Below are 26245 nucleotides of genomic sequence, written 5' to 3'. Positions count from 1 at the left end.
GGGCCTTCCGCCGTGTGCCGGGTCAGCCCGCCGAGGGGGACGCTGAGGCGTCCTCCGGGGGCGTGGACGCACTCTCGCTGTCCACCGGCCCGCCGGAGGCCGTGGAGGGCCGCATGACGCTCTGGGTGGACGAGGGCGAGCCGGCGGGCGGCGGGTCCTCGGACGTGGAGTCCGATGGGGTGGGCGTCGGACTGGAGGGCGGATCGCTCGGCGACGTGGACGGTGAGCCGGAAGGCGAGTGCGAGGGCCTGCCCGACGGTGAGTGCGACGGCTTCGTGGGCGGCTTCCCACTGGACCCGGAGGGCTTGCCCGACGGTGACGTGGGGTCGTCGCCCGGGGACGAGGCGCCGTCCGACGGTGAACTGCCCGGGGAGGGCCGCTTGCTGTCCGAGGCGTCCGGGGTGCCTGAGGACGAAGGGCGGGCGGTGCCGCCGCCGGCGGACCCGTCCGAGCTGCCGGGTGTGCTCCGGGTGGGCTCGTCCGCGGTCATCCCGTCCTTGCCGCTGCCGTCGTCGGCCGACCGGCCCGGGCTGCCGTCACCGGTCCGGGAGTCGTCGTTGCTCGTCGCGCCGAGGGTGACCACGGTGCCGAGCACACCCGCGAGCAGCACACCGGCGCCGGCCGCGACCAGATTGCGCCGGGCGCCGCCCAGGACCGTACGGCGCCTGCCGCGCGCGGCAGGCGGAGGCACCTGCCGGGTGACGAGTGTGACCCGCTCGTCGGGTGCCGGGGAGAGCGAGACGACCGCGCCCGCCGCACCCGGGCCTGCGGGCGTCGTGGCCGCCTCCTCGTGCGCGGACCGCAGCATCTCGGCGCCCTGAGGCGGGGTGTCCCCCGCACCGCCCGGCACGTAGCCGCCCAGTGAGGCGGCTCCCGAACGGTCGGCGATGAGGGCGAGCGCCCTGCGGCCCGCGACCGTGCCCGCCTTGTCGGCCAGCGCACCGCGCAGCGCTATGGAGGCCTCCAGCTCGGCCAGCGCCCGGTCCGGGTTGCCCGTGCAGAGCGCCAGCACGCCCAACTCGTGGTGGAAATAGGCCTCTTCGGCTACCTCGCCGGAGAGCCTGGCCGCCTCCTGTCCGGTGCGCAGCGCGCGCTCCCAGGCGCTCCAGTGCAGCCCGGCGGCGAAGGCGGGGGCAGCGCTCCGGGCCAGCAGCACGGCGGCGCTGGGATGTCCGGCCTCCGTGCCGGGCACCAGCGCGCTCATCGCGGCGAGCACGGCGTCGGCCTCGGCGGCCGCCCGCTCGGGGGCCACCGAGGGGTGCCCGGCCCACCAGGCGTAGTGCTGTGCGGCGGTCAGGGCGTGGCCGGTGGACTCGTCGGCGTATCCCCCGGCCTCCAGCTGCTGGACGACACCGGCGGCCAGCCGGTAGTGCGAACCGGCCGGGGAGAGCAGCCCCGACCCGGCCAGCTCCCCCATCGCCGCGTCGGCATGGGTGTCGCCGACCAGCGCCGGCAGATGGGCCTGGTGCGGCACCTCGCCGCCGAGCGCCACGGCGAAGGCCAGCGTGGCACGGGCCGCGTCGCTCAGCCGCTCGGCGAGCAGGTGGGCGGGGGCCGCGCCCTGCCCGAGGGTCGGCAGCGGCACCTCGGGGGCGTCGTCCTGCGTCCCGGGGGCGTCGGACACGTCGGTGAGGACATCGTCGGTACGAGGGCCCGGGTACGTGCCGGAGGCGCCGGGAGCCGTACGCAGCAGGTCGCGCTGGCGCAGCAGCGCACCGGCCTGGACGAAGCGCAGCGGCAGCCCCTCCGACTCGAACCACAGGTCACCCGCCCAGTTGGCCTCCTCGTCGGTGAGCGGGCGCTCCACGGCCCGCTCCAGGAGGACGAGCGACGCGCTGCGCCCGAGACCGCCGAGGAAGACCTCCTCCAGGTGGGATTCGGGGAGCGGGGCAGTGACCTCGGGGGTCGCGGCGAACAGGAACGCGCACTCGGGGGTGGCGCCGAGCAGCTCCTCCAGCGCGGCCCCGCCGAACTCCAGGTCGTCGAGGACGACGATCGCGCCGATGCCGTGCACCAGGGTGAGGAGCTCGGCCCTGTCGGGCCGGTGCAGGGGGGCCCGGTGGACGGCGGCGAAGAGTCCGTACAGCAGGTCGGCGGGGGTGCGGTGGTAGCCGGAGAGCCGGACGACACCGTCGGGCGCGAAGCCCCCGCAGTCCCGGGCCACGGCGTCGAGGAGCGAGGTGCGCCCGGATCCGGCGGGGCCGGTCAGCCGGACGGACCGCCCGCGCGCCAGCAGCCGGACCAGCCGTTCGTGCTCCTCCTGCCGCTCCAGCAGCGGGAGTTCCGGCCCCGCGGGTCCGGGCAGTACGGGGGGCCCTGCGGCGCGCAGCAGGTCCGCGCGCTCCCCGGGGCCGTACCGCTCCGGTGCGCCGGGGTGCTCCCCCGGCGGGCAGTGTTCGATCTCACTGCCGTCGACCGGGTTCACGGTGACCAGGAACTCACCGGTGACGAGCCGGACGGTGCGGGCGCGGGCGGGCGCCTTCTGTCCGAGGTCCGGCGCGAGCGGGTCCCGCGCGGGTCTGGGCGACGCCGGGCCACCGGCGCGCCCCGGGCGGTGGTCCTGGCCGTACTCGTCCGGTCCGTCGTTCATCGGGTCCATAGGTGAAAGCCCCCAGCTGGCGTTGTGCGCGGTCTGCCTTCCCGGCCTCGCACACCACGCTGTCGCTTCTGGTCCGGCGCCTACCGCACATGGGTTCGTCAATCAGCAGGCGACCGAACCTTAGACCTTCGGCCAGTATCCGTCACCACTCGGGGTCCCCGGTGCCACGGCCGGGAGCGCTGTTCCCGGGATCCGTCAGACCCGGGGCAGGCATTCGGCGGCGATTCCGCCCTCGATGGCCAGAATGCGGTGCAGCCGGGTCGCCACCAGGAGGCGCTGCATCTGCGGCGGCACTCCGCGGAGCACGAGCCGGCGGCCGCATCTTCCGGCCCGCCGGTGGACGCCCATGATCACCCCGAGCCCTGTGGCGTCCCAGGAATCGAGTTCGGTCAGGTCGAGCACGAGATCGCCGACACCGTCGTCGACAGCCGAGTGCAGGACCGTACGGGCGTCCGCCGCGCTGCGGACGTCGAGGCGGCCCCCGACAACCAGCTCGACGTGGTCGCCCCTGATATGCATATGCGCTCCCCGAGAGTTCTCGGACTCCGTCACGTCTTTCACGTCTGTCACTGAACTGACTGCCCCGCCGGGAAAGAAGTTGCCGTCCGTAAGCGAACCGATACCCAATTCACCCAACCGGGTGATCGCAGGGCGGGCTGTGCGATTCAGTGCTTGTAGAACCCCTGCCCGCTCTTCCTGCCGATGTCACCCGCGTCGACCATTCGGCGCATCAGCTCCGGCGGAGCGAACTTCTCGTCCTGGGACTCCGTGTAGATGTTCTCCGTGGCGTGCAGCAGGATGTCGACGCCGGTCAGGTCCGCGGTGGACAGCGGGCCCATGGCGTGGCCGAAGCCGAGCTTGCAGGCGGTGTCGATGTCCTCGGCGGTGGCCACGCCCGACTCGTACAGCTTCGCCGCCTCGACGACGAGCGCGGAGATGAGCCGGGTGGTGACGAAGCCGGCCACGTCGCGGTTGACCACGATGCAGGTCTTCCCCACGGACTCGGCGAACTCCCGGGCCCTGGCGAGGGTTTCGTCGCTCGTCTTGTAGCCGCGGACCAGCTCGCACAGCTGCATCATCGGGACGGGCGAGAAGAAGTGCGCGCCGACGACCCGCTCCGGGCGCTCCGTCACTGCCGCGATCTTGGTGATCGGGATGGCCGAGGTGTTGGAGGCGAGGACCGCGTCCTCGCGTACCAGCTTGTCCAGCGCACGGAAGATCTCGTGCTTGACCTCCAGCTTCTCGAAGACCGCCTCGACGACGACATCGGCGTCGGCGACCGCGTCCAGATCCGTGGTGGCGGTGATCCGCGCGAGAGCGGCGTCGGCGTCGGCACCCTCCAGCTTGCCCTTCGCGACGAACCGCGCGTAGGACGCCTCGATGGCGTCGGTCCCGCGGGTCACGGCCGCATCGGTGACATCACGCAGGACCACGTCCCAGCCGGCCTGTGCCGACACCTGCGCAATACCGGAACCCATGAGTCCGGCTCCGATGACAGCGAGCTTCCTGGCCACTTGGCACCCCTTCAACGGCTTCCTGCAAACGACTCTGGGGCGGAGGCTATAGGGAGCGGAGCACCTTGTGGTGGCTAAGAGATGCGCGTCACGTCCCACATGGCGGACATCACACTCCGGGGCGTCACCCTCAGGCCCGCACTGCGTAGTTGAGCACTTTCTCCCCCAGGACCTCTTCCATGTCGTCGAGGAGATCCAGCGCACGCCGCGAGACTTCGTCCGGCGCACGCCCCGCGATCATCTCGTCCCCGATCCACGCCATCAGGGTCGACTGGATCCAGGAGAGCTGGCCGGCCACCAGGGTCGGGAGCGTGTCGGAGGCGTCCGCACCTGTCTCCTCGCGCAGCGCCGCCTCCACGTTCGCGAGCGACTCCTGCTGGATGTGCCACATCCGGGAGCGGAGCGTGTGCGCGTGCTGGACCACCCCCAGGAAGCGGTCATAGCCGTCGAGGAGCCCCACCGTGGGTGAGACCGCCTCCACCTGCCCGCGCAGCTCCCGGAGCACCGCGCCCGCAGCCGACTCCCCGCGGTCCCGGGCGCGCACATAGCGGGCCAGGCGTTCCACCACACCCTTGCTGCGGTCGAGGAACAGGTCCTCCTTGGCCGGGAAGTAGTTGTACACCGTGTTGACGGAGACCTCGGCGGCCTCGGCCACCTCCGCGACGGTCACCGCGTCGAAGCCGCGTTCCAGGAACAGCCCGGTCGCCACATCGGAGATGTACTGCCTGGTCCGGCGCTTCTTGCGCTCCCTGAGCCCCTCAGCCATGCCTGCATCGTATGCGGACCACTGGGCTCGGTGAAAACTTGGGGCAGCCCCAAATTTCATATGCATTGCAAATTTGAAGCGCCTCTGTTTTTCTGGATCCCATGCCACTCAGCCCCACCCCACAGAGCGCCACACCCGTCATCAGCACGTCCGGGCTGGCCCGGACCTTCACCACCAGGGCCGGCCCGGTGGACGCCGTACGCGGCATCGACCTGGCCGTCCGGGCCGGCGAGATCCTGGGCTTCCTGGGACCCAACGGCGCGGGCAAGACCACCACCCTGCGCATGCTCACCACCCTGCTGGCGCCCAGCGCGGGCACCGCTACCGTCGCCGGCTGCGACCTCGTGCGAGACCCGGCGGGGGTCCGCCGGAGGATCGGATACGTCGCCCAGGGGGGCGGGGTCGACCACCAGATGTCCGTACGCGAGGAGCTCGTCACCCAGGGGCGGCTCTACCGGCTGAGCCGGGCACGCGCCACGGCGCGCGCCGCCGAACTCGCCGCCGAGCTGGACCTGACCGCGCTGCTCGACCGCAAGTGCGCCTCGCTCTCGGGCGGCCAGCGGCGGCGCCTCGACATCGCGATGGGCCTCACCCACCGGCCGGATGTGCTCTTCCTCGACGAGCCCACCACCGGGCTCGACCCGGGCAGCCGTGCCGACCTCTGGGAGCTGGTGCGCGGACTGCGCGAGGAGCACGGCACCACCGTCTTCCTCACCACGCACTACCTCGACGAGGCGGACGCCCTGGCCGACCGGGTGGTCGTCGTGGACCGGGGCGCGGTGGTGGCCGACGGCACGCCCGGCGCGCTCAAGCTCCAGTACGCCGGATCCATCGACGCCACCCTCCAGGACGCCTTCCTCGCCATCACCGGCCGTACCGCCACACCCGGCGAGACCGCCCCCGTAGCCGTCTAGGAGCCCCTTCACATGTTCGTGCACGACACCACGCTGATCTTCGGCCGCTACGCCCGGCAGACGGCGCGCTCCCCGTTCCAGATCCTCTTCGGCGTGCTGATGCCGCTGCTCTACCTGCTCTTCTTCGGCCCCCTGCTGACCGGCCTGCCACTCGGGTCCCGGGGCGACTCGTGGCAGGTGCTCGTCCCCGGACTACTGCTCCAACTCGCGCTGTTCGGCGCGTCGTTCAGTGGATTCGCCATCATCATCGAGAACCAGACCGGGGTGTTCGAGCGGATGCGGGCCACCCCGGTGAGCCGGCTGGCGCTGCTGCTGGGACGCGTGCTGCGGGACGCCGCGCTCTTCGTCCTCCAGTCCGTCCTGCTGGTCCTGACGGCGCTGCTGATGGGATTGCGGGCGCCGGTCGGCGGTGTGCTGATCGGCTTCGCCTTCGTGGGCGTCCTGACGGTGACGCTCGCCTCCCTCTCCTACGCGCTGGCGCTGAAGGTCTCCAAGCCGCACGAGTTCGGCCCGGTCATCAACGCGGTGACCATGCCGTCCATGCTGCTCTCGGGGCTGATGCTCCCCATGGCGCTGGCCCCCGGCTGGCTGAACGTGCTGTCGCACTTCATGCCGTTCCGCTATCTGGTGGACGCGGTACGCGCGGGCTATGTGGGCGACTACACCGGTACGGCGATGCTCTACGGCGTGCTCACGGCCGGGGCCCTGGCGGCCGCCGCAGTGACGGTGGGCACACGTGTGTTCCGCAGCGCCGGCGGCTGACCGTGCCCCGTTAGGCTCGGCCGCATGGTCAATCTGACGCGTATCTACACCCGTACCGGCGACAAGGGCACCACCGCACTCGGTGACATGAGCCGGACCGCCAAGACCGATCTGCGGATCTCCGCCTACGCCGACGCCAACGAGGCCAACGCGGCCATCGGCACCGCCGTCGCACTCGGCGGTCTGCCGGACGAGGTGGTGAAGGTGCTCGTCCGCGTCCAGAACGACCTGTTCGACGTGGGGGCCGATCTGTGCACGCCCGTGGTGGAGGACCCCGAGTTCCCGCCGCTGCGGGTGGAACAGTCCTACGTCGACAAGCTGGAGGCCGACTGCGACCGCTTCCTCGAAGACCTGGAGAAGCTGCGGAGCTTCATCCTGCCGGGCGGCACACCGGGCGCCGCGCTGCTGCACCAGGCATGCACGGTGGTACGCAGGGCCGAGCGGTCGACCTGGGCGGCGCTGGAGGTGCACGGCGAGGTGATGAACGCCCTCACCGCGACCTACCTCAACCGGCTGTCCGACCTGCTGTTCATCCTGGCCCGCGCCGCGAACAAGGAGATCGGTGACGTGCTGTGGGTCCCGGGCGGCGAACGGTAGAGGACACCGCGTCGCCGTACCGGCCCGTGACTTCCGGGAGAGCGGGCCCGCTCAGGCCACGTTCACCCGCTGGCCGGGCGGCGCCGCTTCCAGCCAGGCGAGGAAACCGGTCAGTGCGTCCTCGCTCATCGCGAGTTCCAGACGGACACCCTGGTGCGCGCACCGGAGCACGATCGCGTCCGAGAGCAGCGCCAGCTCCTCCTCGCCCTCCGGCGTACGCCGGGAGACGACCTCGATGGACTGGCGCTCCAGAGTCCGGCGCGGGCGCGGGGCGTAGGAGAAGACGCGGAACCACATGATGCGGTCGCCGCTGTAGCGGGCCACCCCGTACACCCAGCCCTTGCCCGATCCGTCCGGTTTCTCCGGCAGGTCCCAGCGCACACTGCAGTCGAAGGTGCCCCCGGAGCGCTGGATCAGCCGCCGGCGCAGGCCGAAGACGAAGAGTCCCACCGCTACCAGTACGACGACCAGGCCGCACACAAGCAGAGCGAGGATCATCTACACCGACCTCCTCGCCTCATGCCGTAAGGGAACTGGTTCTGCATCGCCTCAGCCGCGACCCGGTCCGGATGGTTCCGGACGGGCCGCGGCTGAGGTCAAATCTCGGTGGGAGGCGTCAGTTCCCCGTCACCGCACGCAGTCGGACATCGGCGCGCCGCTCGGCGGCCGAGTCGTCATCCGACTTCGCACTCTCCAGCGCACGCTCGGCGCGCTGGACGTCGATCTCGTCTGCCAGCTCCGCGATCTCGGCGAGCAGCGAAAGCTTGTTGTCGGCGAACGAGAGGAAACCGCCGTGCACAGCGGCAACGACTGTCCCGCCCTCGCTCGTACGAATGGTCACCGGGCCCGATTCCAGCACACCGAGCAGCGGCTGGTGACCGGGCATGACGCCGATGTCGCCGGACGTGGTGCGCGCGACAACCAGTGTCGCCTCGCCGGACCAGACACTACGGTCCGCCGCGACCAGCTCGACGTGCAGCTCAGCAGCCAAGGGTGGCTCCTCGGGTCACCACCCGGCACTGCTGCCGGGTGTTGGGTCAAAGTCTAATGGGCGTGAGGAGAGGGACGGGACGCGCCCGCCCCTCTCACACGAGTCGGATGACTCACACGAGTCGGTATGACTCAGGAGACGCCGAGCTTCTTGGCGTTGGCCTTGAGGTCCTCGATGCCACCGCACATGAAGAACGCCTGCTCGGGGAAGTGGTCGTAGTCCCCGTCGCAGATCGCGTTGAACGCGGTGATCGACTCGTCGAGCGGCACGTCCGAACCGTCCACGCCGGTGAACTGCTTGGCGACGTGGGTGTTCTGCGACAGGAAGCGCTCGACGCGACGGGCACGGTGGACAACGAGCTTGTCCTCCTCGCCCAGCTCGTCGATACCGAGGATCGCGATGATGTCCTGGAGGTCCTTGTACTTCTGAAGGATTCCCTTGACGCGCATACCGGCGTCGTAGTGGTCCCTCGCGATGTACCGCGGGTCCAGGATCCGGGACGACGAGTCCAGCGGGTCGACCGCCGGGTAGATGCCCTTCTCCGAGATCGGACGCGACAGCACGGTCACCGCGTCCAGGTGGGCGAAGGTGGCCGCGGGGGCCGGGTCGGTCAGGTCGTCCGCAGGGATGTAGATCGCCTGCATCGACGTGATCGAGTGACCGCGGGTCGAGGTGATGCGCTCCTGCAGCAGACCCATCTCGTCGGCCAGGTTCGGCTGGTAACCCACCGCGGACGGCATACGGCCGAGCAGCGTGGAGACCTCGGAACCGGCCTGGGTGTAACGGAAGATGTTGTCGATGAAGAAGAGCACGTCCTGCTTCTGCACATCGCGGAAGTACTCCGCCATGGTCAGACCGGCGAGCGCGACACGGAGACGGGTGCCCGGGGGCTCGTCCATCTGACCGAAGACAAGCGCCGTCTTGTCGATGACGCCGGACTCGGCCATCTCCTCGATGAGGTCGTTGCCCTCACGGGTACGCTCACCGACGCCCGCGAACACCGACACACCGTCGTGGTTGTTGGCGACGCGGTAGATCATTTCCTGGATCAGGACGGTCTTGCCGACACCGGCACCGCCCATCAGGCCGATCTTTCCACCCGTGACGTACGGGGTGAGAAGGTCGATGACCTTGATCCCGGTCTCGAACATCTTGGTCTTCGACTCAAGCTGGTCGAAGGCCGGGGCCTTGCGGTGGATGGGCCAGCGCTCGGTGATCTCCGACTCGGCCTCGGGCTTGTTCAGGATCTCACCGAGGGTGTTGAACACCTTGCCCTTGGTGATGTCACCGACGGGCACGGTGATGCCGGTGCCGGTGTCCGTGACCGGGGCCTGGCGGACCAGACCGTCGGTGGGCTGCATCGAGATCGCGCGGATCACGCCGTCACCCAGGTGCTGGGCGACTTCGAGGGTCAGCGTCTTGAGCTTGCCGTCCTCGGCCGGGTCGGCGACCCGGACGGTGAGGGCGTTGTAGATCTCCGGCATCGCGTCGACGGGGAATTCCACGTCGACGACCGGGCCGATGACCCGGGCAACGCGGCCCGTGGCGGCGGCCGTCACGGCGCTTTCGGTAGTCGTCGTCATTTACCTGTCACTCCCCGCGGTCGCGTCGGCCAGGGCGCTCGCGCCACCGACGATCTCGCTGATTTCCTGGGTGATTTCGGCCTGGCGGGCCGCGTTGGCAAGCCGGGTGAGGCTCTTGATGAGATCCCCGGCGTTGTCGGTCGCCGACTTCATCGCGCGGCGACGGGCGGCGTGCTCGGAAGCGGCCGACTGAAGCAGTGCGTTGTAGATACGGCTCTCGACGTAGCGCGGCAGCAGGGCGTCGAGGACGTCCTCCGCCGATGGCTCGAAGTCGAACAGCGGAAGGATCTCGCCCTTCGCGCTGTCCGCGGGTGTTCCGCCCTCAGCGGCCTCGTCGAGCGAGAGAGGCAGCATCCGGCTGTCGACCGCGCTCTGCGTGATCATCGACACGAACTCCGTGAAGACGATGTGCAGTTCGTCGACGCCACCCTCGGCCGTCTCCTGCTCGATGGACTCGATCAGGGGTGCGGCGACCCGCTTGGCGTCCGCGTAGGTCGGGCTGTCGGTGAACCCGGTCCACGACTCCACGACCTTGCGCTCGCGGAAGCCGTAGTACGAGACACCCTTGCGGCCGACGATGTACGCGTCGACCTCCTTGCCCTCACCACGCAGTCGCTCGGTGAGCCGCTCCGCCGCCTTGATGGCGTTGGAGGAGTAGCCGCCGGCCAGACCGCGGTCGCTCGTGATGAGCACGATCGCGGCACGGACCGGGGACTCGGCCTCGGTGGTGAGCGGGTGGTTGGTCGTGGAGCCGGTCGCCACCGCGGTCACCGCGCGGGTGAGCTCGGTCGCGTACGGCATCGACGCCGCCACCTTGCGCTGCGCCTTGACGATGCGCGAGGCGGCGATCATCTCCATCGCCTTGGTGATCTTCTTGGTCGCGGTGACGGATCGGATGCGACGCTTGTAGACCCGGAGCTGGGCTCCCATGAGTCAGGTCCCTTCCGTCGTCACTTGGAGACGTTGACGGCCGGCGCGTCCTCGCCCAGGAGCTGGCCGTCCGAGGTCTCGAACTGCCGCTTGAAGGCGGTGATCGCGTCGGCGATCGAGGTCAGCGTGTCGTCCGACATCTTGCCGCCCTCGGCGATCGAGGTGAGGAGCTCCTTGCGCTCGCGGCGCAGGTACTCCAGCAGCTCGGTCTCGAAGCGGCGGATGTCGCCGACCGGGACGTCGTCCATCTTGCCGGTGGTACCGGCCCAGACGGAGACGACCTGCTCCTCGACGGGCATCGGCTCGTACTGGCCCTGCTTCAGCAGCTCGACCATGCGCTTACCGCGCTCCAGCGACGCCTTCGACGCCGCGTCCAGGTCGGAACCGAAGGCGGCGAACGCCTCCAGCTCGCGGTACTGGGCGAGGTCGACACGGAGCCGGCCGGAGACCTGCTTCATGGCCTTGTGCTGGGCGGAGCCACCGACACGGGAGACCGAGATACCGACGTTGAGCGCGGGCCGCTGGCCGGCGTTGAACAGGTCGGACTCAAGGAAGCACTGACCGTCGGTGATGGAGATGACGTTGGTCGGGATGAACGCCGACACGTCGTTCGCCTTGGTCTCGACGATCGGGAGGCCCGTCATCGAACCGGCGCCCATGTCGTCGGAGAGCTTCGCGCAGCGCTCCAGCAGACGGGAGTGCAGGTAGAAGACGTCGCCCGGGTAGGCCTCACGGCCCGGCGGGCGGCGCAGCAGCAGCGACACGGCACGGTAGGCGTCGGCCTGCTTCGAGAGGTCATCGAAGATGATCAGGACGTGCTTGCCCGCGTACATCCAGTGCTGGCCGATGGCCGAGCCGGTGTACGGCGCCAGGTACTTGAAGCCGGCCGGGTCGGAAGCCGGAGCAGCGACGATCGTCGTGTACTCCAGGGCGCCCGCCTCCTCCAGCGCACCGCGTACGGACGCGATGGTGGAGCCCTTCTGGCCGATGGCGACGTAGATGCAGCGGACCTGCTTCGACGGGTCGCCGGTGCGCCAGTTGTCACGCTGGTTGATGATCGTGTCGACGGCCAGCGCGGTCTTGCCGGTCTGCCGGTCACCGATGATCAGCTGACGCTGACCGCGGCCGATCGGCACCATCGCGTCGACGGCCTTGTAGCCGGTCTGCATCGGCTCGTGCACCGACTTGCGCACCATGACGCCGGGAGCCTGGAGCTCCAGCGCACGGCGGCTCTCGGTCTCGATGTCGCCGAGGCCGTCGATCGGGTTGCCGAGCGGGTCGACGACGCGGCCGAGGTAGCCCTCGCCGACACCGACCGCGAGCACCTCGCCGGTGCGCTGCACCGGCTGGCCCTCCTCGATCCCGTTGAACTCGCCGAGAACGATCGCGCCGATCTCGCGCTCTTCGAGGTTCAGCGCAAGACCGAGCGTGCCGTCTTCGAACTTCAGCAGCTCGTTCGCCATGGCCGAGGGAAGACCCTCGACCTTCGCGATACCGTCGCCGGCCACGCTGACCGTACCGACCTCCTCGCGCGAGGCCGCGTCCGGCTGGTACGACTGGACAAACGTCTCCAGTGCGTCCCGGATCTCCTCCGGCCGGATCGTGAGCTCCGCCATCTGGGTTCCCTGCTCTCCTTGTTGGGCCCGAATCAATTACTTGTCGGCCCAACTCGGGCCGTTATCAGTACTGTTGAGTTGGTGGCTGAGTCAGCCGGTCAGCCGGCCATCCGACGAGTGGCCTCGTCGAGACGGTCGGCGATGGAGCCATTGACTACCTCGTCGCCGACCCGCACCTGGATCCCGCCGAGGACCCTGGGGTCCACGTCCAGGTTCAGGTGCATCCGGCGGCCGTACAGCTTGGCCAGTACGGCGCCGAGGCGCTCCTTCTGGCCGTCGCTGAGCGGCGCCGCCGAGGTGACGACGGCGACCGTGCGGTCCCGGCGCTCCGCGGCGAGCCTGGACAGGGACTCGAGTCCCGCTTCCAGGCTACGTCCGCGCGGCTGGGTCACAAGACGCACGATCAGACGCTCGGTGACCACGTCGGCCTTGCCGCCGAGCAGGCTGCGGAGCAGCTCGCTCTTGGCCGAGACCGATGCGGTGCGGTCGGTGAGCGCGGCCCGCAGTCCGGTGCTGGAGGCGACGATCCGGCCGAACCGGAACAGTTCGTCCTCCACGTCGTCCAGCGTGCCGGCCTGCTGTGCAGCGGTGAGGTCGGCGGTGGCCGAGAGCTCCTCGACCGTGTCGACCAGGTCGCGCGACTGCGACCAGCGGGACCGGACAAGCCCGGCCACCAGGTCGGCGGTGTCCCCGCTGACCTGGCCGCTGAGCAGCCGTCCGGCCAGCTGGGCCTTGGCCTCACCGGCCTGCGACGGGTCGGTGAGGACCCGGCGCAGCGAGACCTCGCGGTCGAGCAGCGCGGTGACAGCGGCCAGCTCGTCGGCGACCTTCGCCGCGTCGGCCGACGGACTGTCGGTCAGCGCGTCGAGACGCTCACGTGCGGAGGCCAGTGCCTCGCGGCTCGCGCCGTTCATCGAGCGGCCTCGGCCTTCTCCTCAAGCTCATCGAGGAAACGGTCGACCGTGCGGCTCTGCCGGGCGTGGTCCTCAAGGGACTCGCCGACGAGCTTGCCGGCCAGATCCGTGGCGAGCTTGCCCACGTCCTGGCGCAGCGACTGCGCGGCCTGCTTGCGGTCGGCCTCGAGCTGGGTGTGACCGGCAGCGATGATCTCCTCACGCTGACGCTGGCCCTCCGCACGCATCTCAGTGATGAGTGCGGCACCCTGCTCCTGCGCCTCCTGGCGCAGCCGCGCGGCCTCGTGCCGGGCTTCGGCGAGCTGAGCCTTGTACTGCTCAAGCACGCTCTCGGCTTCGAGCTTGGCGGCGTCCGCCTTCTCCATACCGCCTTCGATGGCCTCGCGACGCTGGTCCAGAACCTTGTTGATGTTCGGGAGCAGCTTCTTCGCGAGGAAACCGAAGACGATGACAAAGGCGAGGAAGCCGATGACGAGCTCAGGGATCGGCGGAACGAGCGGGTTTTCCGTCTCGGCCGCCAGGTTGAGCAGCTGGCTCATATCAGTGCCCTTCGTCTAGTGGTTTCGCTGATCCGAAGATCACTTGCCGTAGACGAACGGCATGACCAGACCAATGAGGGCGAGCGCCTCACAGAAGGCGAAACCGAGAATCTGGTTGGACCGGATCAGACCGGCGGCCTCGGGCTGACGAGCAAGTGCCTGGGTGCCGTTACCGAAGATGATGCCGACGCCGACGCCGGGGCCGATCGCAGCGAGGCCGTAGCCGATGGAACCGAGGGAGCCGGACACGGCGGCGGCAAGAGTCTGGGACATGCCAGTTCTTCCTTCTCTTTCACGGACCGATGGGGGTTGGCCACCGGACGAATGGAGGTCAGGGGTGGAGCACTCAGTGGTTCTCGGCGAGCGCACCCTGGATATACGTGCACGTCAGCAGCACGAACACGTAAGCCTGAAGGGCTTGGATGAAGAGCTCGAAGGCCGTCATCACAATGGTCATCACGAAGGAGACGCCTGCGTAGGCGAAGCCGATACCGTTCAGCAGGTACCAGCTGGCGATCGTGAAGAGCAGCAGCAGCGTGTGGCCCGCAAACATGTTCGCGAACAGTCGTACGGCATGTGTGAAGGGCCGGACAAGCAGGTTCGAGAAGAATTCGATGACCATGGCAAGCGGCAGAACTGCGCCCAGCGACTTGTCGTAGCCCGTGAAGTTCTTGAGGGCGCCGACAAATCCGTGCCGCTTGAAAGTGAGTGACACCCACAGGATGTACACGATCGCTGCGAGCGCCGCCGGGTAGGCGATGATCGCCGTGACCGGGAACTGCGCGACCGGGATGATCGACCAGAGGTTCATCACCCAGACGAAGAAGAACAGCGAGACGATCAGCGGGACGTACTTCTCGCCCTCGCGCTTGCCGATCGTCTCGTACACGATCCCGCGGCGCACGAAGTCGTAGCCCGCCTCGGCGACCATCTGCAGCTTGCCCGGGACTACCTTCGGCTTACGGAAGGCCGCCCAGAAGAAGCCGACGATGACGACCGTGCCGAGCAGAGCCAGCAGCATCGTCTTGTTGAAGTACAAGTTGCTGTCCCCGTCGCCCCACAGGGGCTTGAACAGGAACGAGTGCAGGCCGGGAGCCGGGAATCCACAGCCGTCAAAGATGTGGCAGTCGGTCTCGAAGGCGAGCACCTGCGTCGGGTCAGCACTCACCGCGGGCTCCTTCAACATGGCGCATGGGTACGGCAACCTCGTTGTGTCGGCGCGGCGCACAGCCGCGGTTCGGCACTGGACTGGTGTTACGGATGTGGGGGCGGCTGGCAGGCAGTGAGCCTCGCGATGGTGCAGGCGTCAGCTCAGATGCCCGCGCCCGCAGTGCCGCAGTTGGAACCGGACGATAGCAGGATCCAGAACGCCCGCTTATCCCGCCCCTACCCTTCACTTCGACGAACCCGTCTTCTCGGGCTGGTGCCCGTCGGCGGAGTCCGGTTCGACGTAGAGGATCTTGGCCTTCATATGTGCCCGCGCCTGAGCCGCGATCCAGACAACCGTCGCCACAACCAGCGTGATGGCAAAAGACTTTGGGTTGAACAACGTGGTGTTCTTGAACACCGCGACAAAAATGAAGAGCAGCAACAACTGCGCCGTATAGAGCATGAGCCCCATGGCCTGGAACAGGTGCGGCAGGGACTTCGCAGTGCGATTCAGGACGACGAGCCCGATCCCCATGAAGACCATCACTACCACCGTGGCAACGAGTGCCCCGATCGCCCCCTTGCCGCCCGCGACCACGCCGCTGATCACAGCGGCGACAACGCCGGCTGCAGCGGTGGGTACGGCGGTCTGGAGGAGTGATCGGGCGTCATTGGACGGCATGGCGGCAGCTCCGCTTCGGGTGGGGGCAGGGTGTCGTCATGGACGAGCGTAGGCCCGGTTCGAGAGGAACTCTCGGGTCCAAAGAGCCGTCGCACTACGGCCCTTCGGCTTCATCGCCGGGTTTCGTGAACGGTATCACAAACTATTTGATGAGGTCTTTACCATGGGAGTGTGCTGCCCGTCACACATGAGAGTTAACTCGCGCGTCTGTGCATGCGGGCCGTCGGTTTGCCTGATATTGGCGCCTGTTGAGAGGAATGCTCAACGCCACGTGCGGGCCTCGCGCCGATCAGGGAGCCCGGATCGGGGACCAATTGCTGTCGCTCCGTTGACGCCTGCCGGAATCGGTTCGTTTCCGTTCACGTCGACGAGTGGGGCGGGATCTTCCATTTCAAGGGAATTGCCCGACTCGTCGGATTCCTCTGCGCCGGTCGTCTCCGCTTCCGTTCCGGCGGCCGGACGGCGGCTCCTGCGGTAGCGGGGCGGGACGATGTGCTGCGCCCACTTCGGGGCACGCGGGGTGAAACGCGGCATGAGCAGCAGCCCGAGACCGACCCCGCTCAGGACCACGACCGCCAGCAGGATCCAGGTGGACGTGGAGCGCACCGAGTAGGCGAGAGCGCCGAAGGCGAACAGGGCCGACCAGAAGTACATGATCAGCACCGCCCTGCTGTGCGAGTGGCCGATCTGCAGCAGCCGGTGGTGGAGATGGCCGCGGTCGGCGGCGAACGGCGACTGGCCGTTCCAGGTGCGGCGGACGATCGCCAGCACCAGGTCCGCGAAGGGGACCGCGATGATCGTCAGCGGCATCAGGAGCGGGATGAAGACCGGAAGCATCGCGTGGGTGGCCTCACGTCCGCCACCGAGGTTGAGGCTCATCGCGTCCGGGTCGACCTGACCGGTGACCGAGATGGCTCCGGCGGCGAGCACCAGGCCGATCATCATGGATCCCGAGTCGCCCATGAAGATCCGGGCCGGATGCATGTTGTGCGGCAGGAAGCCCAGGCACATCCCCATCAGGACGGCGGCGAAGAGGGTCGCCGGGGCGGCGGCCTCGATTCCGTACCCGTACCAGATCCGGTACGTGTACATGAAGAACGCCGCGGCCGCGATGCAGACCATGCCGGCCGCCAGACCGTCCAGGCCGTCCACGAAGTTCACCGCGTTGATGGTGATGACCACGAGCGCGACGGTCAGCAGGGTGCCCTGCCAGGAGGTGAGCGAGACGGTGCCGACGCCGGGGATGGGCAGCCACAGGATCGTCAGACCCTGCATGACCATCACGCCCGCCGCGATCATCTGGCCGCCGAGCTTGATCAGGGCGTCGATCTCGAACTTGTCGTCCAGGACACCGATGATCCAGATCAGTCCGGCGCCGGAGAGCAGCGCACGCGGCTCGTTCGACAGCGTGAAGACGCTGCCGAGGTTCTGCAGATGGGCCGCGACGAGCAGCCCCGCACAGAGACCGCCGAACATGGCGATGCCGCCGAGCCGCGGCGTCGGTTCTCGGTGCACATCACGGGCACGGATCTCCGGCATAGCCCCGGCCATGATGGCGAACTTCCTGACCGGCCCGGTCAGGAGATACGTCACCGCGGCCGTGACGCAGAGCGTCAGCAGGTATTCACGCACGGGCTGCCCCACAGATATCGCTGGCCATCTCAGCCCCACACCTTAGCTTCGGCCTGCATAAGGTTGAGGACACACGGGTAGCTCCGATGGTTGCACGAGTACTGCTCTAGCCCGAATTCGACGGAAATCTCCTGGCGAGTGCACGGACTTCTTCACGGGTCCCCCGCTCTTCCCGCAGCCCGGCCGGGAAGAGAGCGGCGATCTCGGCCATCTCCGGGGCCGCCATGCCCTGCGTGGTGACGGCGGCGGTGCCCAGACGGATGCCGCGCTCCTCACCGTAGGGCAGCGCGCAGGTGTCCAGGACCATCCCCGCCGAGGCCAGCCGGGCACGGGCAGCCCCGCCGCCGACGCCCAGCGGCGCCGGATCGGCGGTGATCAGGTGGGTGTCGGTCCCGCCGGTGGTGACCGCGAAGCCCTCGGCGGCCAGCCCGGCGGCGAGCACACGCGCGTTCTCCACCACCTGGTGGGCGTACGCCGAGAAGGCCGGCCCCGCCGCCTCGCCGAAGGCGACCGCCTTCGCGGCGATCGTGTGCATCTGGGCGCCGCCCTGGGTGAAGGGGAAGACGGCGCGGTCGATCCGGTCGGCGAGCTCTTCCCCGCAGAGGATCAGGCCGCCGCGCGGGCCGCGCAGCACCTTGTGGGTGGTGGCGCAGACCACGTCGGCGTACGGCACCGGGCTGGGCGCCGCTCCCCCGGCGATCAGGCCCATCGGGTGGGCGGCGTCCGCGATGAGGTAGGCACCCGCCTCGTCGGCGATCTCCCGGAAGGCCGCGTAGTCGGGGTGGCGGGGGTACGAGATCGAGCCGCAGACGATCGCCCGGGGCCGGTGCTGCCGCGCGAGGGCCCGCACCTGGCCGTAGTCGATGAGTCCGCTCTCCGCGTCCACGCCGTAGCCGACGAAGTCGAACCAGCGGCCGGAGAAGTTCGCGGGCGATCCGTGCGTGAGATGGCCGCCGTGCGGAAGCCCCATGGCCAGCACGGTGTCACCGGGTGTCAGAAGGGCCGCGTACGCCGCCAGGACGGCCGAGGAGCCCGAGTGCGGCTGGACGTTCGCGTGCTCGGCTCCGAAGAGCGCTGTGGCCCGCTCACAGGCGATGCCCTCGGCGAGATCGGCCAGCTCGCAGCCGCCGTGGTACCGGGCGCCGGGGTATCCCTCGGCGTACTTGTTGGCGAGCGAGGAGCCCAGCGCCGCCAGCACGGCGGGTGAGGTGAAGTTCTCCGCTGCGATCAGCTGGAGCGAGGTGGCCTGTCGCTCGTCCTCGCCCAGGAGCACATCGGCCATCTCGGGGTCCTGCCTGCGCAGGGCCTCGAAACCGGCGGGATGGGGGGCTGTGGTGGTGACCGGCATCGTGGGCTCCTCGGCGTCCCGTCCAATGTAGGACGGCCCGCTCGGGTGCGCCTGCCGGTGTTCTGCCGTACGGCGGACGGGCTCCGCCGCCCCGGTGCCGGGTCCCGGTTCCGCGGCGCGGCTCAGTGCGGCGCCGCGACCCCCGTGAGCGCCGTGACCACCGGGTCCAGCGCCTGGTTGATCTCGTCACCGATCGACCGGAAGAAGGTGATCGGTGCCCCGTACGGGTCGTTCACCTCGTCCGCCTCGACGGTCGGCGCCAGCAGCCAGCCCCGGAGCGCCGCGGCGGCCCGGACCAGCGCCCGTGCCCGCTCCACCACGCCCTCGTCGAGCGGGTCGGGCAGCGTCGCCGGGTCTATGGCCCGCACCAGCCGCGTGAACTCCTTCAGGGTGAAGGTCCGCAGCCCGGCCGAGTGGCCCATCGAGATGACCTGCGCCCGGTGGTCGCGGGTGGCGGTGAGTACCAGGTCGGCGCGGATGACGTGGTCGTCGAGCAGTTCGCGGCCGAGGAAGCCCCCGGCGTCCGCGCCGTAGTCCGCGAGCACGGTCGCCGCGTTGGCCTCCATCGGGGCGCCCTCGTGGCCCCAGGTGCCGGCGGACTCCACGATCAGACCGTCGGCGAGCCCGGTGCCCAGGCGGTCCGAGAGGGCATGGCGGGTCAGCCGCTCGGTGATCGGCGAGCGGCAGACGTTGCCTGTGCTGACGTGGAGGATCCTGAACGTGCCGCCGGAGGCGGACGCACCTATGCCACGCCCCTCAGGGGCTGTCAATTGGCCACCTCAAGGTCAGGTACCACCTTGCGCAGTTCCTCGGCGGAGAGCGCGCCCGCGCGGAGCAGGACGGGGACCTTGCCGGTGACGTCGACGATCGACGACGGCACGATGCCGGGGGTGGGGCCGCCGTCGAGGTAGACGGAGATGGAGTCGCCGAGCATCTCCTGCGCCGCGTCGCAGTCCTCCGGCGCCGGGTGGCCGGTCAGGTTGGCGCTGGAGACGGCCATCGGGCCGACCTCCGTGAGCAGCTCGATGGCGACGGGGTGCAACGGCATCCGCACGGCCACGGTCCCGCGGGTGTCGCCGAGGTCCCACTGGAGCGAGGGCTGGTGCTTGGCGACGAGCGTCAGCGCGCCCGGCCAGAACGCGTCGACCAGCTCCCAGGCCTGCTCCGAGAAGTCCGTGACCAGGCCGTGCAGGGTGTTCGGGGAACCGATGAGGACGGGGCTCGGCATGTTGCGGCCGCGCCCCTTGGCGTCCAGCAGATCGGCGACGCCCTCGGAGCTGAAGGCGTCGGCGCCGATGCCGTACACGGTGTCCGTCGGAAGGACGACGAGCTCGCCCCGGCGGACGGCGGACGCGGCTTCACGCAGACCGGTGGTGCGGTCGGTCGCATCGTTGGTGTCGTATCGCCGTGCCATTTAGCGCGCCTCCCTGAGCAAAGCCTGCAGAGCTTGAGAAATCTGGTGCGGAACCGGTCCTGCGATCGTCACGGCAGGGCCTTGCGGGCCGTGGCGAAGCGGGGGCGGTTGTTCAGGTCGGGGTGGTCGGCCGCGTCGGCCCAGCCCCGTTCCTCGGTGAAGATCCAGGGGACCTGGCCGCCCTGGGTGTCCGCGTGCTCGATGACGACCACGCCGCCGGGCACGAGGAGACGGTGGGCGGTGCGCTCGATGCCGCGGATCGTGTCGAGGCCGTCCTCGCCGGAGAAGAGGGCCATCTCCGGGTCGTGGTCACGGGCCTCGGGTGCGACGTACTCCCACTCGGTGAGCGGGATGTACGGCGGGTTGGAGATGACCAGGTCGACCTGGCCGTCCAGTTCGGGGAGGGCGGTCAGCGCGTCGCCCTGGTGGACGGTCACCCTGGACCCCTCGGCGTTCTTCCGGGTCCAGTGCAGCGCGTCGTCGGAGAGCTCCACGGCGTGCACGCGCGAGCGCGGCACCTCCTGGGCCATGGCCAGCGCGATGGCGCCGGAGCCCGTGCAGAGATCGACGATCAGCGGCTCGACGACGTCCATCGCGCGTACGGCGTCTATGGCCCACCCGACGACCGACTCGGTCTCCGGACGGGGTACGAACACCCCGGGGCCGACCTGCAGCTCCAGATAGCGGAAGAAGGCGCGGCCAGTGATGTGCTGGAGCGGCTCGCGGGCCTCACGGCGGGCGATGGTCTCCCAGTAGCGGGCGTCGAAGTCCGCGTCCTTGACGTTGTGGAGCTCGCCCCGCTTGACGCCGTGCACAAAGGCGGCGAGCTCCTCCGCGTCGAAGCGCGGGGAGGGCACGCCGGCGTCGGCCAGCCGCTGGGTGGCCTGGGCCACCTCGGCAAGCAGCAGGTTCATGCGGTTCTCCAGTACGGGCGGCTACTACTGGGCGGCGGCGAGCTTGGCCGCGGAGTCCGCGTCCACGCACGCCTGGATCACTGCGTCCAGGTCGCCGTCGAGCACCTGGTCCAAGTTGTACGCCTTGAAGCCGACGCGGTGGTCGGAGATCCGGTTTTCCGGGAAGTTGTACGTGCGGATCTTCTCGGACCTGTCGACGGTGCGGACCTGGCTGCGGCGGACGTCGGACGCCTCCTGTTCGGCGGCCTCCTGGGCGGCGGCCAGCAGCCGGGAGCGCAGAATGCGCATGGCCTGCTCCTTGTTCTGGAGCTGGCTCTTCTCGTTCTGGCAGGAGGCGACCACACCGGTCGGCAGGTGCGTGATGCGCACCGCGGAGTCGGTGGTGTTGACCGACTGCCCGCCGGGGCCGGACGAGCGGTAGACGTCGATCCGCAGGTCGTTGGAGTGGATCTCGACATCGACCTCCTCCGCCTCGGGCGTGACGAGCACACCGGCGGCCGAGGTGTGGATGCGGCCCTGGGACTCGGTGGAGGGCACACGCTGCACCCGGTGCACTCCGCCCTCGTACTTCAGCCGTGCCCAGACACCCTGGCCGGGCTCGGTCGCCCCGTTGCCGCCCTTGGTCTTCACCGCGACCTGGACGTCCTTGTAGCCGCCCAGCTCGGATTCGGTGGCGTCGATGATCTCGGTCTTCCAGCCGACGCGCTCGGCGTACCGCAGGTACATGCGGAGCAGGTCGCCCGCGAACAGCGCCGACTCGTCGCCGCCCGCGCCCGCCTTGACCTCAAGGAGCACGTCCTTGTCGTCGCTGGGGTCGCGCGGCACCAGGAGCAGCCTGAGCTTCTCGGTCAGCCCGTCGAGCTGCTTGTCGAGGATCTTGACCTCGGCCGCGAACTCCGGTTCGTCGTAGGAGAGTTCGCGTGCGGTCTCGATGTCCTCCCCGGTCTGCTTCCAGGAGCGGTACGTGGAGACGATCGGGGTCAGCTCGGCGTAGCGCTTGTTGAGCCTGCGCGCGTTGGCCTGGTCGGCGTGGACGGACGGGTCCGCGAGCTGTTCCTCAAGACCGGCGTGCTCGCCGATCAGTTCCTCGACCGCCTCGAACATCGGGGATTTCCTGCTTTCGTACATCAAGAAGGGCTGCTGCTCCGGACGGCAAAAGCGCCGGTCCGGGACGCTCCGGGAGGGAGCGTCCGAGGACCGGCGCAGTAGCTCGCTACTTGGCGGCGGAGTCCGCGGCCTTCTTGCCGAAGCGGGCCTCGAAGCGGGCCACGCGGCCACCGGTGTCGAGGATCTTCTGCTTGCCCGTGTAGAACGGGTGGCACTCGGAGCAGACCTCGGCACGGATGGTGCCTTCGGCGAGGGTGCTGTGAGTGGTGAACGAAGCACCGCAGGTGCAGCTGACCTGGGTCTCGTGGTACGAGGGGTGGATGTCGCGCTTCAAGGTGACTCCTAGTTTCGGGAGGGCGCCGGGTCGTGCGGGCGGAATTGTCCACACGTGAACCGGGGCCAGCGGACCAGTCTGCCAGGAGTGGCCCGCCCGTCAAAATTCCGGACGCTCGGTGAACCGGAGGTGGACCGGATCTATTCCGCCCACCAGCGCGGGACCGGGCTCCGCCCGCCGGTCACGAGCCGGTGACGACCTTGCCCGCGGAACCCTGGTCGCCCGCCGAGCCCTTGGTGGCGGAGGCCGGAATCGCCTTGTCGTGCTTCAGCGCCGCCCACACCTGCTGGGACTTCGCTTCCAGCGGGATGACGCGGTTGGGGTCGGACGGGTCGTACTCGACCGGCATCGTCACCATCTTCATGGAGCCCGCGCCGATGCCCTTGAGGCCGTCGGCGAAGGACGTCAGGCTCTTCACCGAGTCGATGTCGGAGTCGGTGGTGACGGACTTCGTCGCGGTGTCGGCGAGGTCGTAGAGCTTCTTGGGGTTGCTGAACACCCCCACGTGCTTGACCTGGTTGATCAGCGCCTTGATGAAGGCCTGCTGCAGCTGTATTCGCCCGAGGTCACTGCCATCACCGACACCGTGCCTGGTCCGGACGAGACCGAGCGCGTCCTTCCCGTTGAGGGTGTGGGCGCCCGCCTGCAGGTGCAGATGGCTCTTGTCGTCATTGATCGCCTTGCTGGTGGTGACGGGCACGCCACCCAGATCGTCGATGAGCGTCTGGAAGCCGGAGAAGTCGACTTCCAGATAGTGGTCCATCCGGATCCCGGACATCTTCTCGACGGTCTTGACCGCGCAGGCCGGGCCGCCGGTCTCGTACGCCGTGTTGAACATCGCCTGCCGGGCCCCGGGGGCGGTCGCGCCCTTGGAGGTGGTGCAGTCGGGGCGGTCGATGAGGGTGTCGCGCGGTATGGAGACCACGCTGGCCTTCTTGTGGCCCTTGTACACGTGGACGACCATCGCGGTGTCCGAGCGGGCACCGCCCTCGTCCTTGCCGTACGCGGAGTTGGCGCCGGCCCGGGAGTCGGAGCCGAGCACGAGGATGTCCATCGAGCCGTTGTCGACGTTGTGCGGGCGGTCGGTGCCGAGCTGGGCGTTGATGTCGACGCTCTTGAGGTTGCCGTCGAGCTTGAAGTACAGGAATCCGAGACCACCACCGCCGAGTACGACCACTCCGGCCGCCACCCATGCTGTGATCACCAGCGCCTTCCGGCGCGACGTGGCCTCCTTGCGGCGTTTGCCGCTGCCCCGTATTCGGCTGCCCTTCTGCGGCTCGCCCATGTCCCCTCCAGCTTCTCGGTGGTCCCGCTACCTCCTGCCCCGAAAGATCAGGCGCGGTCCGTCATCACTTGTGAGACGACGTATCCCGGAAAAGCGTTGCACAACGCGCTGTGACCCCGGAACGGCGTGACGGTCACGGACGGTAGCTGGGCGGAAGCGGTAAAAGCGGCCCCCACCTGCGGTTTTCTCATCCCCGCCGCGGACTGCCCGACCCCCGTGACGAGGGGCGCGCTGTGGCGAAGGTCTCGGCGGCGCCCGGGCCGCGCCGGGCACCGGCGGCGATGCCTGCGAGCGGTGAGGGACTGCCACCGCACCCGGCCCGTGCGGCCGGCCCGCAGGCCTCGCGCAAGCGGCCCGCCCCGTCACTTCCGTGACGGGGCGGGCCGGTTGACGCCGGCTGACGGGAGGTCAGTCGTTGCCGTTGCCGGACGAAGGTGTCGTCTTGGCGATCTGCATCAGGAACTCGGCGTTCGACTTCGTCTTCTTCATCTTGTCCAGCAGCAGCTCGATCGCCTGCTGCGAGTCGAGCGCGTGGAGCACCCGGCGCAGCTTCCAGACGATGGCGAGCTCCTCCGCGTTCAGGAGGATCTCTTCCTTACGGGTACCGGACGGGTCGACGTCCACCGCGGGGAAGATGCGCTTGTCGGCGAGCTTCCGGTCGAGCTTGAGCTCCATGTTGCCGGTGCCCTTGAACTCCTCGAAGATCACCTCGTCCATGCGCGAGCCGGTCTCCACCAGCGCGGTGGCGAGGATGGTCAGCGAGCCGCCGTCCTCGATGTTCCGCGCGGCACCGAAGAAGCGCTTCGGCGGGTAGAGGGCGGTCGAGTCGACACCGCCGGAGAGGATACGACCGGAGGCCGGGGCCGCCAGGTTGTACGCACGGCCGAGCCGGGTGATCGAGTCGAGCAGCACGACCACGTCGTGGCCCAGCTCGACGAGGCGCTTGGCGCGCTCGATGGCCAGCTCGGCAACGGTGGTGTGGTCCTCGGCGGGCCGGTCGAAGGTCGAGGAGATGACCTCGCCCTTCACCGACCGCTGCATGTCGGTGACCTCTTCGGGACGCTCGTCGACGAGGACGACCATCAGGTGGCACTCGGGGTTGTTGACCGTGATCGCGTTGGCGATGGCCTGCATGATCATGGTCTTACCGGTCTTCGGCGGAGCCACGATCAGACCGCGCTGGCCCTTGCCGATCGGCGCGACCAGGTCGATGATCCGGGTCGTCAACACACCCGGGTCGGTCTCCAGGCGGAGCCGGTCCTGCGGGTACAGCGGGGTCAGCTTCTGGAACTCCGGGCGCCCGCGGCCGGATTCGGCCGCCATGCCGTTCGCCGAGTCCAGCCGGACGAGCGCGTTGAACTTCTCGCGGCGCTCGCCGTCCTTGGGCTGGCGGACGGCTCCGGTGACGTGGTCACCCTTGCGCAGGCCGTTCTTGCGGACCTGGGCGAGCGAGACGTACACGTCGTTGGGGCCCGGCAGGTAGCCGGAGGTCCGGATGAACGCGTAGTTGTCGAGGATGTCCAGGATGCCCGCGACGGGGATCAGGACGTCGTCGTCGGCGACCTGCGGAGCGTCACCGAACTCCTGGCGCTCACCGCGACGGCCACGGCGGTCGCGGTAGCGGCCACGGCGGCCGCGGCGGCCTCCCTCGAAGTCGTCGTCGTTCTCGTCGGCGCGGGGGCCGTTGCCCTGGTTGCCCTGGTTGCCCTGGCGCTGGCCGCGCTGGCCGCCACCCTGCTGGTCGTCGCCCTTGCCGCCACGGTCACGGCGGTCACGGCCGCCGCGCTCGCCGCGGTCCTGACGGTCACCGCTGCCGCGCTCCTGACGGTCACCGCCGCCGCGCTCCTGACGGTCACCGCGGTCCTGGCGGTCGCCACGCTCACGGCGGTCCCCGCGCTGGCCGCGGTCCTGACGGTCACCGCGACGGCCCTCGGCGGTGTCGGTACCCGCCTCCGCCCTGGTCTCCTTGGACTCGGCCGGAGCCGACGCCGTGGCGGGCGCCGCCGTGGCGGCGGCCACGGACTGCGACTCCGCCTTGGCCTCTGCCTTGGCGGCCTTGGCCTCGGCGGCCGCGGGCTCGGGGCTGCCGGCCTGCGCAGTGGCGCGGCGACGGCGCCGCTCACCGGCGGGCTGGTCGTCGCTGGCGGGCTGACCGGGAATGTCGATCTGCTGCTGGGCCGCGGACTTCCCGGCAGCGGCGGGCTCGTCACCCGTGCGGGACTTGGAAGTGGCGCGGCGCTTGGGCTTGGTCTCGGTCGCGTCGCCGCCGGCGTCGGCCTTGGCGCTCTTCGGCGCGGAAGAACCGGCCTGCGCCTCCTTGATGACCTCGATCAGCTGGCTCTTGCGCATCCGCGCAGTGCCCTTGATGCCGAGGCCGGACGCGACCTGCTGCAGCTCGGCCAGGACCATGCCGTCGAGGCCGGTGCCGGAGCGGCGGCGCCGTGCGGTACTGCCGGTGGCAGCACCGGCGGCGGACGCGGCCTCGACAGAGTTGTCGGCAGTCACGCCCATCAGATCGGTGGTGTCGCTCACGAAGGGTCCTTCCCTGGAGCGGGCGTCGGCCTGTCTGGCTCGGCGACCGGTTGTGCTGTCCGACTGCGGTTCTGATCTTGACTGATCGCGAACCGACGCCGGGGCGGTGGTCCGCCGGAGTAC

26 protein-coding genes are annotated in these 26245 nt (G+C 69.4%); 3 read left to right on the top strand and 23 right to left on the bottom strand.

Features of this window, described 5'->3' with window-relative positions; all coding sequences use genetic code 11:
• Positions 1-22 precede the first annotated feature (22 nt).
• From OG917_RS23955 to OG917_RS23940, 4 genes are all read right to left on the bottom strand, one after another.
• The gene (locus OG917_RS23955) at positions 23-2599 is read right to left on the bottom strand and encodes an ATP-binding protein (protein ID WP_328319672.1); all 2577 of its coding nucleotides are present in this window, start codon (positions 2597-2599) and stop codon (positions 23-25) included.
• 195 nt (positions 2600-2794) lie between these two features.
• Complete coding sequence (locus tag OG917_RS23950; protein WP_164264323.1) at positions 2795-3118, bottom strand: STAS domain-containing protein; 324 nt, start codon at positions 3116-3118, stop codon at positions 2795-2797.
• Between the two features lie 146 nt (positions 3119-3264).
• Positions 3265-4113, bottom strand: coding sequence for a 3-hydroxyacyl-CoA dehydrogenase family protein (locus OG917_RS23945; protein WP_328319671.1), 849 nt, complete (start codon positions 4111-4113; stop codon positions 3265-3267).
• A gap of 130 nt (positions 4114-4243) precedes the next feature.
• On the bottom strand, positions 4244-4879 hold the full coding sequence (locus tag OG917_RS23940) for a TetR/AcrR family transcriptional regulator (protein ID WP_328319670.1): 636 nt from the start codon (positions 4877-4879) through the stop codon (positions 4244-4246).
• 101 nt (positions 4880-4980) lie between these two features.
• Between OG917_RS23940 and OG917_RS23935 the strand changes: the two genes are divergently transcribed.
• Genes OG917_RS23935 through OG917_RS23925 form a run of 3 tightly spaced genes read left to right on the top strand, consistent with a single transcriptional unit; the run spans position 4981 to position 7152 of the window.
• The gene (locus tag OG917_RS23935) at positions 4981-5793 is read left to right on the top strand and encodes an ABC transporter ATP-binding protein (RefSeq protein WP_328319669.1); all 813 of its coding nucleotides are present in this window, start codon (positions 4981-4983) and stop codon (positions 5791-5793) included.
• A 12-nt stretch (positions 5794-5805) separates the two neighbouring features.
• Positions 5806-6555 carry an ABC transporter permease gene (locus OG917_RS23930; protein WP_328319668.1) on the top strand — a complete coding sequence of 250 codons (750 nt, stop codon included), beginning with the start codon at positions 5806-5808 and terminating at the stop codon, positions 6553-6555.
• 24 nt (positions 6556-6579) lie between these two features.
• On the top strand, positions 6580-7152 hold the full coding sequence (locus OG917_RS23925; protein ID WP_328319667.1) for a cob(I)yrinic acid a,c-diamide adenosyltransferase: 573 nt from the start codon (positions 6580-6582) through the stop codon (positions 7150-7152).
• Between the two features lie 51 nt (positions 7153-7203).
• Here OG917_RS23925 and OG917_RS23920 read toward each other — a convergent pair whose 3' ends face one another.
• The 19 genes from OG917_RS23920 to rho form a co-directional block, all read right to left on the bottom strand.
• Complete coding sequence (locus tag OG917_RS23920; protein ID WP_328319666.1) at positions 7204-7650, bottom strand: DUF2550 domain-containing protein; 447 nt, start codon at positions 7648-7650, stop codon at positions 7204-7206.
• Positions 7651-7768: 118 nt separating this feature from the next.
• On the bottom strand, positions 7769-8143 hold the full coding sequence (locus OG917_RS23915) for a F0F1 ATP synthase subunit epsilon (RefSeq protein WP_328319665.1): 375 nt from the start codon (positions 8141-8143) through the stop codon (positions 7769-7771).
• A 131-nt stretch (positions 8144-8274) separates the two neighbouring features.
• Positions 8275-9726 carry a F0F1 ATP synthase subunit beta gene (gene atpD / locus OG917_RS23910; protein WP_328319664.1) on the bottom strand — a complete coding sequence of 484 codons (1452 nt, stop codon included), beginning with the start codon at positions 9724-9726 and terminating at the stop codon, positions 8275-8277.
• Positions 9727-10656: a F0F1 ATP synthase subunit gamma gene (locus tag OG917_RS23905; RefSeq protein WP_328319663.1), complete on the bottom strand. Its 930-nt coding sequence runs from the start codon at positions 10654-10656 to the stop codon at positions 9727-9729.
• Between the two features lie 20 nt (positions 10657-10676).
• Complete coding sequence (atpA, locus tag OG917_RS23900; RefSeq protein ID WP_328319662.1) at positions 10677-12272, bottom strand: F0F1 ATP synthase subunit alpha; 1596 nt, start codon at positions 12270-12272, stop codon at positions 10677-10679.
• A 98-nt stretch (positions 12273-12370) separates the two neighbouring features.
• Positions 12371-13186: a F0F1 ATP synthase subunit delta gene (locus OG917_RS23895; protein ID WP_328319661.1), complete on the bottom strand. Its 816-nt coding sequence runs from the start codon at positions 13184-13186 to the stop codon at positions 12371-12373.
• Positions 13183-13725, bottom strand: a complete 543-nt coding sequence (locus OG917_RS23890) for a F0F1 ATP synthase subunit B (protein WP_328319660.1) — start codon at positions 13723-13725, stop codon at positions 13183-13185. The genes OG917_RS23895 and OG917_RS23890 overlap by 4 nt, the downstream gene beginning before the upstream one ends.
• 39 nt (positions 13726-13764) lie before the next feature.
• A complete protein-coding gene (gene atpE, locus OG917_RS23885) occupies positions 13765-13998 on the bottom strand; it encodes an ATP synthase F0 subunit C (protein ID WP_326693989.1) in 234 nt (77 codons plus the stop codon).
• 73 nt (positions 13999-14071) lie between these two features.
• Entirely contained in the window at positions 14072-14908 is an 837-nt protein-coding gene (gene atpB, locus OG917_RS23880; protein WP_328322124.1) for a F0F1 ATP synthase subunit A, read from the bottom strand.
• A 210-nt stretch (positions 14909-15118) separates the two neighbouring features.
• Positions 15119-15556: a hypothetical protein gene (locus OG917_RS23875; protein WP_328319659.1), complete on the bottom strand. Its 438-nt coding sequence runs from the start codon at positions 15554-15556 to the stop codon at positions 15119-15121.
• Positions 15557-15817: 261 nt separating this feature from the next.
• Positions 15818-17188 carry an MraY family glycosyltransferase gene (locus OG917_RS23870; RefSeq protein ID WP_328319658.1) on the bottom strand — a complete coding sequence of 457 codons (1371 nt, stop codon included), beginning with the start codon at positions 17186-17188 and terminating at the stop codon, positions 15818-15820.
• 106 nt (positions 17189-17294) lie between these two features.
• Positions 17295-18536 (bottom strand): serine hydroxymethyltransferase, encoded by a 1242-nt coding sequence (gene glyA, locus OG917_RS23865; RefSeq protein ID WP_328319657.1) that lies wholly within the window; start codon positions 18534-18536, stop codon positions 17295-17297.
• Between the two features lie 122 nt (positions 18537-18658).
• Positions 18659-19306 (bottom strand): arsenate reductase/protein-tyrosine-phosphatase family protein, encoded by a 648-nt coding sequence (locus OG917_RS23860; protein ID WP_327295226.1) that lies wholly within the window; start codon positions 19304-19306, stop codon positions 18659-18661.
• Positions 19303-19950 (bottom strand): L-threonylcarbamoyladenylate synthase, encoded by a 648-nt coding sequence (locus OG917_RS23855; RefSeq protein ID WP_328319656.1) that lies wholly within the window; start codon positions 19948-19950, stop codon positions 19303-19305. The genes OG917_RS23860 and OG917_RS23855 overlap by 4 nt, the downstream gene beginning before the upstream one ends.
• Before the next feature lie 68 nt (positions 19951-20018).
• Complete coding sequence (prmC, locus tag OG917_RS23850; RefSeq protein ID WP_328319655.1) at positions 20019-20864, bottom strand: peptide chain release factor N(5)-glutamine methyltransferase; 846 nt, start codon at positions 20862-20864, stop codon at positions 20019-20021.
• Between the two features lie 24 nt (positions 20865-20888).
• On the bottom strand, positions 20889-21968 hold the full coding sequence (prfA, locus tag OG917_RS23845) for a peptide chain release factor 1 (protein WP_328319654.1): 1080 nt from the start codon (positions 21966-21968) through the stop codon (positions 20889-20891).
• 109 nt (positions 21969-22077) lie between these two features.
• Positions 22078-22305 carry a 50S ribosomal protein L31 gene (rpmE, locus tag OG917_RS23840; RefSeq protein WP_328319653.1) on the bottom strand — a complete coding sequence of 76 codons (228 nt, stop codon included), beginning with the start codon at positions 22303-22305 and terminating at the stop codon, positions 22078-22080.
• A 181-nt stretch (positions 22306-22486) separates the two neighbouring features.
• Entirely contained in the window at positions 22487-23590 is a 1104-nt protein-coding gene (locus OG917_RS23835; protein WP_328319652.1) for an LCP family protein, read from the bottom strand.
• Between the two features lie 408 nt (positions 23591-23998).
• A complete protein-coding gene (gene rho / locus OG917_RS23830) occupies positions 23999-26122 on the bottom strand; it encodes a transcription termination factor Rho (RefSeq protein ID WP_328319651.1) in 2124 nt (707 codons plus the stop codon).
• Positions 26123-26245: the final 123 nt, after the last annotated feature.

Source organism: Streptomyces sp. NBC_00388 (assembly GCF_036061255.1).
Classification (GTDB): domain Bacteria; phylum Actinomycetota; class Actinomycetes; order Streptomycetales; family Streptomycetaceae; genus Streptomyces.
Note: the sequence above shows the minus strand (reverse complement) of the source record. Positions and strands in the feature narration are given on the sequence as shown.

What these genes read in the sequence shown, in the direction of transcription:
- OG917_RS23955 (WP_328319672.1), bottom strand. Translation starts at nt 2,599, where the DNA reads ATGGACCCGATGAACGACGGACCGGACGAGTACGGCCAGGACCACCGC.
- OG917_RS23950 (WP_164264323.1), bottom strand. Translation starts at nt 3,118, where the DNA reads ATGCATATCAGGGGCGACCACGTCGAGCTGGTTGTCGGGGGCCGCCTC.
- OG917_RS23940 (WP_328319670.1), bottom strand. Translation starts at nt 4,879, where the DNA reads ATGGCTGAGGGGCTCAGGGAGCGCAAGAAGCGCCGGACCAGGCAGTAC.
- OG917_RS23935 (WP_328319669.1), top strand. Translation starts at nt 4,981, where the DNA reads ATGCCACTCAGCCCCACCCCACAGAGCGCCACACCCGTCATCAGCACG.
- OG917_RS23930 (WP_328319668.1), top strand. Translation starts at nt 5,806, where the DNA reads ATGTTCGTGCACGACACCACGCTGATCTTCGGCCGCTACGCCCGGCAG.
- OG917_RS23925 (WP_328319667.1), top strand. Translation starts at nt 6,580, where the DNA reads ATGGTCAATCTGACGCGTATCTACACCCGTACCGGCGACAAGGGCACC.
- OG917_RS23920 (WP_328319666.1), bottom strand. Translation starts at nt 7,650, where the DNA reads ATGATCCTCGCTCTGCTTGTGTGCGGCCTGGTCGTCGTACTGGTAGCG.
- atpD (WP_328319664.1), bottom strand. Translation starts at nt 9,726, where the DNA reads ATGACGACGACTACCGAAAGCGCCGTGACGGCCGCCGCCACGGGCCGC.
- OG917_RS23905 (WP_328319663.1), bottom strand. Translation starts at nt 10,656, where the DNA reads ATGGGAGCCCAGCTCCGGGTCTACAAGCGTCGCATCCGATCCGTCACC.
- atpA (WP_328319662.1), bottom strand. Translation starts at nt 12,272, where the DNA reads ATGGCGGAGCTCACGATCCGGCCGGAGGAGATCCGGGACGCACTGGAG.
- OG917_RS23895 (WP_328319661.1), bottom strand. Translation starts at nt 13,186, where the DNA reads ATGAACGGCGCGAGCCGCGAGGCACTGGCCTCCGCACGTGAGCGTCTC.
- OG917_RS23890 (WP_328319660.1), bottom strand. Translation starts at nt 13,725, where the DNA reads ATGAGCCAGCTGCTCAACCTGGCGGCCGAGACGGAAAACCCGCTCGTT.
- atpE (WP_326693989.1), bottom strand. Translation starts at nt 13,998, where the DNA reads ATGTCCCAGACTCTTGCCGCCGCCGTGTCCGGCTCCCTCGGTTCCATC.
- OG917_RS23875 (WP_328319659.1), bottom strand. Translation starts at nt 15,556, where the DNA reads ATGCCGTCCAATGACGCCCGATCACTCCTCCAGACCGCCGTACCCACC.
- glyA (WP_328319657.1), bottom strand. Translation starts at nt 18,536, where the DNA reads ATGCCGGTCACCACCACAGCCCCCCATCCCGCCGGTTTCGAGGCCCTG.
- OG917_RS23855 (WP_328319656.1), bottom strand. Translation starts at nt 19,950, where the DNA reads ATGGCACGGCGATACGACACCAACGATGCGACCGACCGCACCACCGGT.
- prmC (WP_328319655.1), bottom strand. Translation starts at nt 20,864, where the DNA reads ATGAACCTGCTGCTTGCCGAGGTGGCCCAGGCCACCCAGCGGCTGGCC.
- prfA (WP_328319654.1), bottom strand. Translation starts at nt 21,968, where the DNA reads ATGTTCGAGGCGGTCGAGGAACTGATCGGCGAGCACGCCGGTCTTGAG.
- OG917_RS23835 (WP_328319652.1), bottom strand. Translation starts at nt 23,590, where the DNA reads ATGGGCGAGCCGCAGAAGGGCAGCCGAATACGGGGCAGCGGCAAACGC.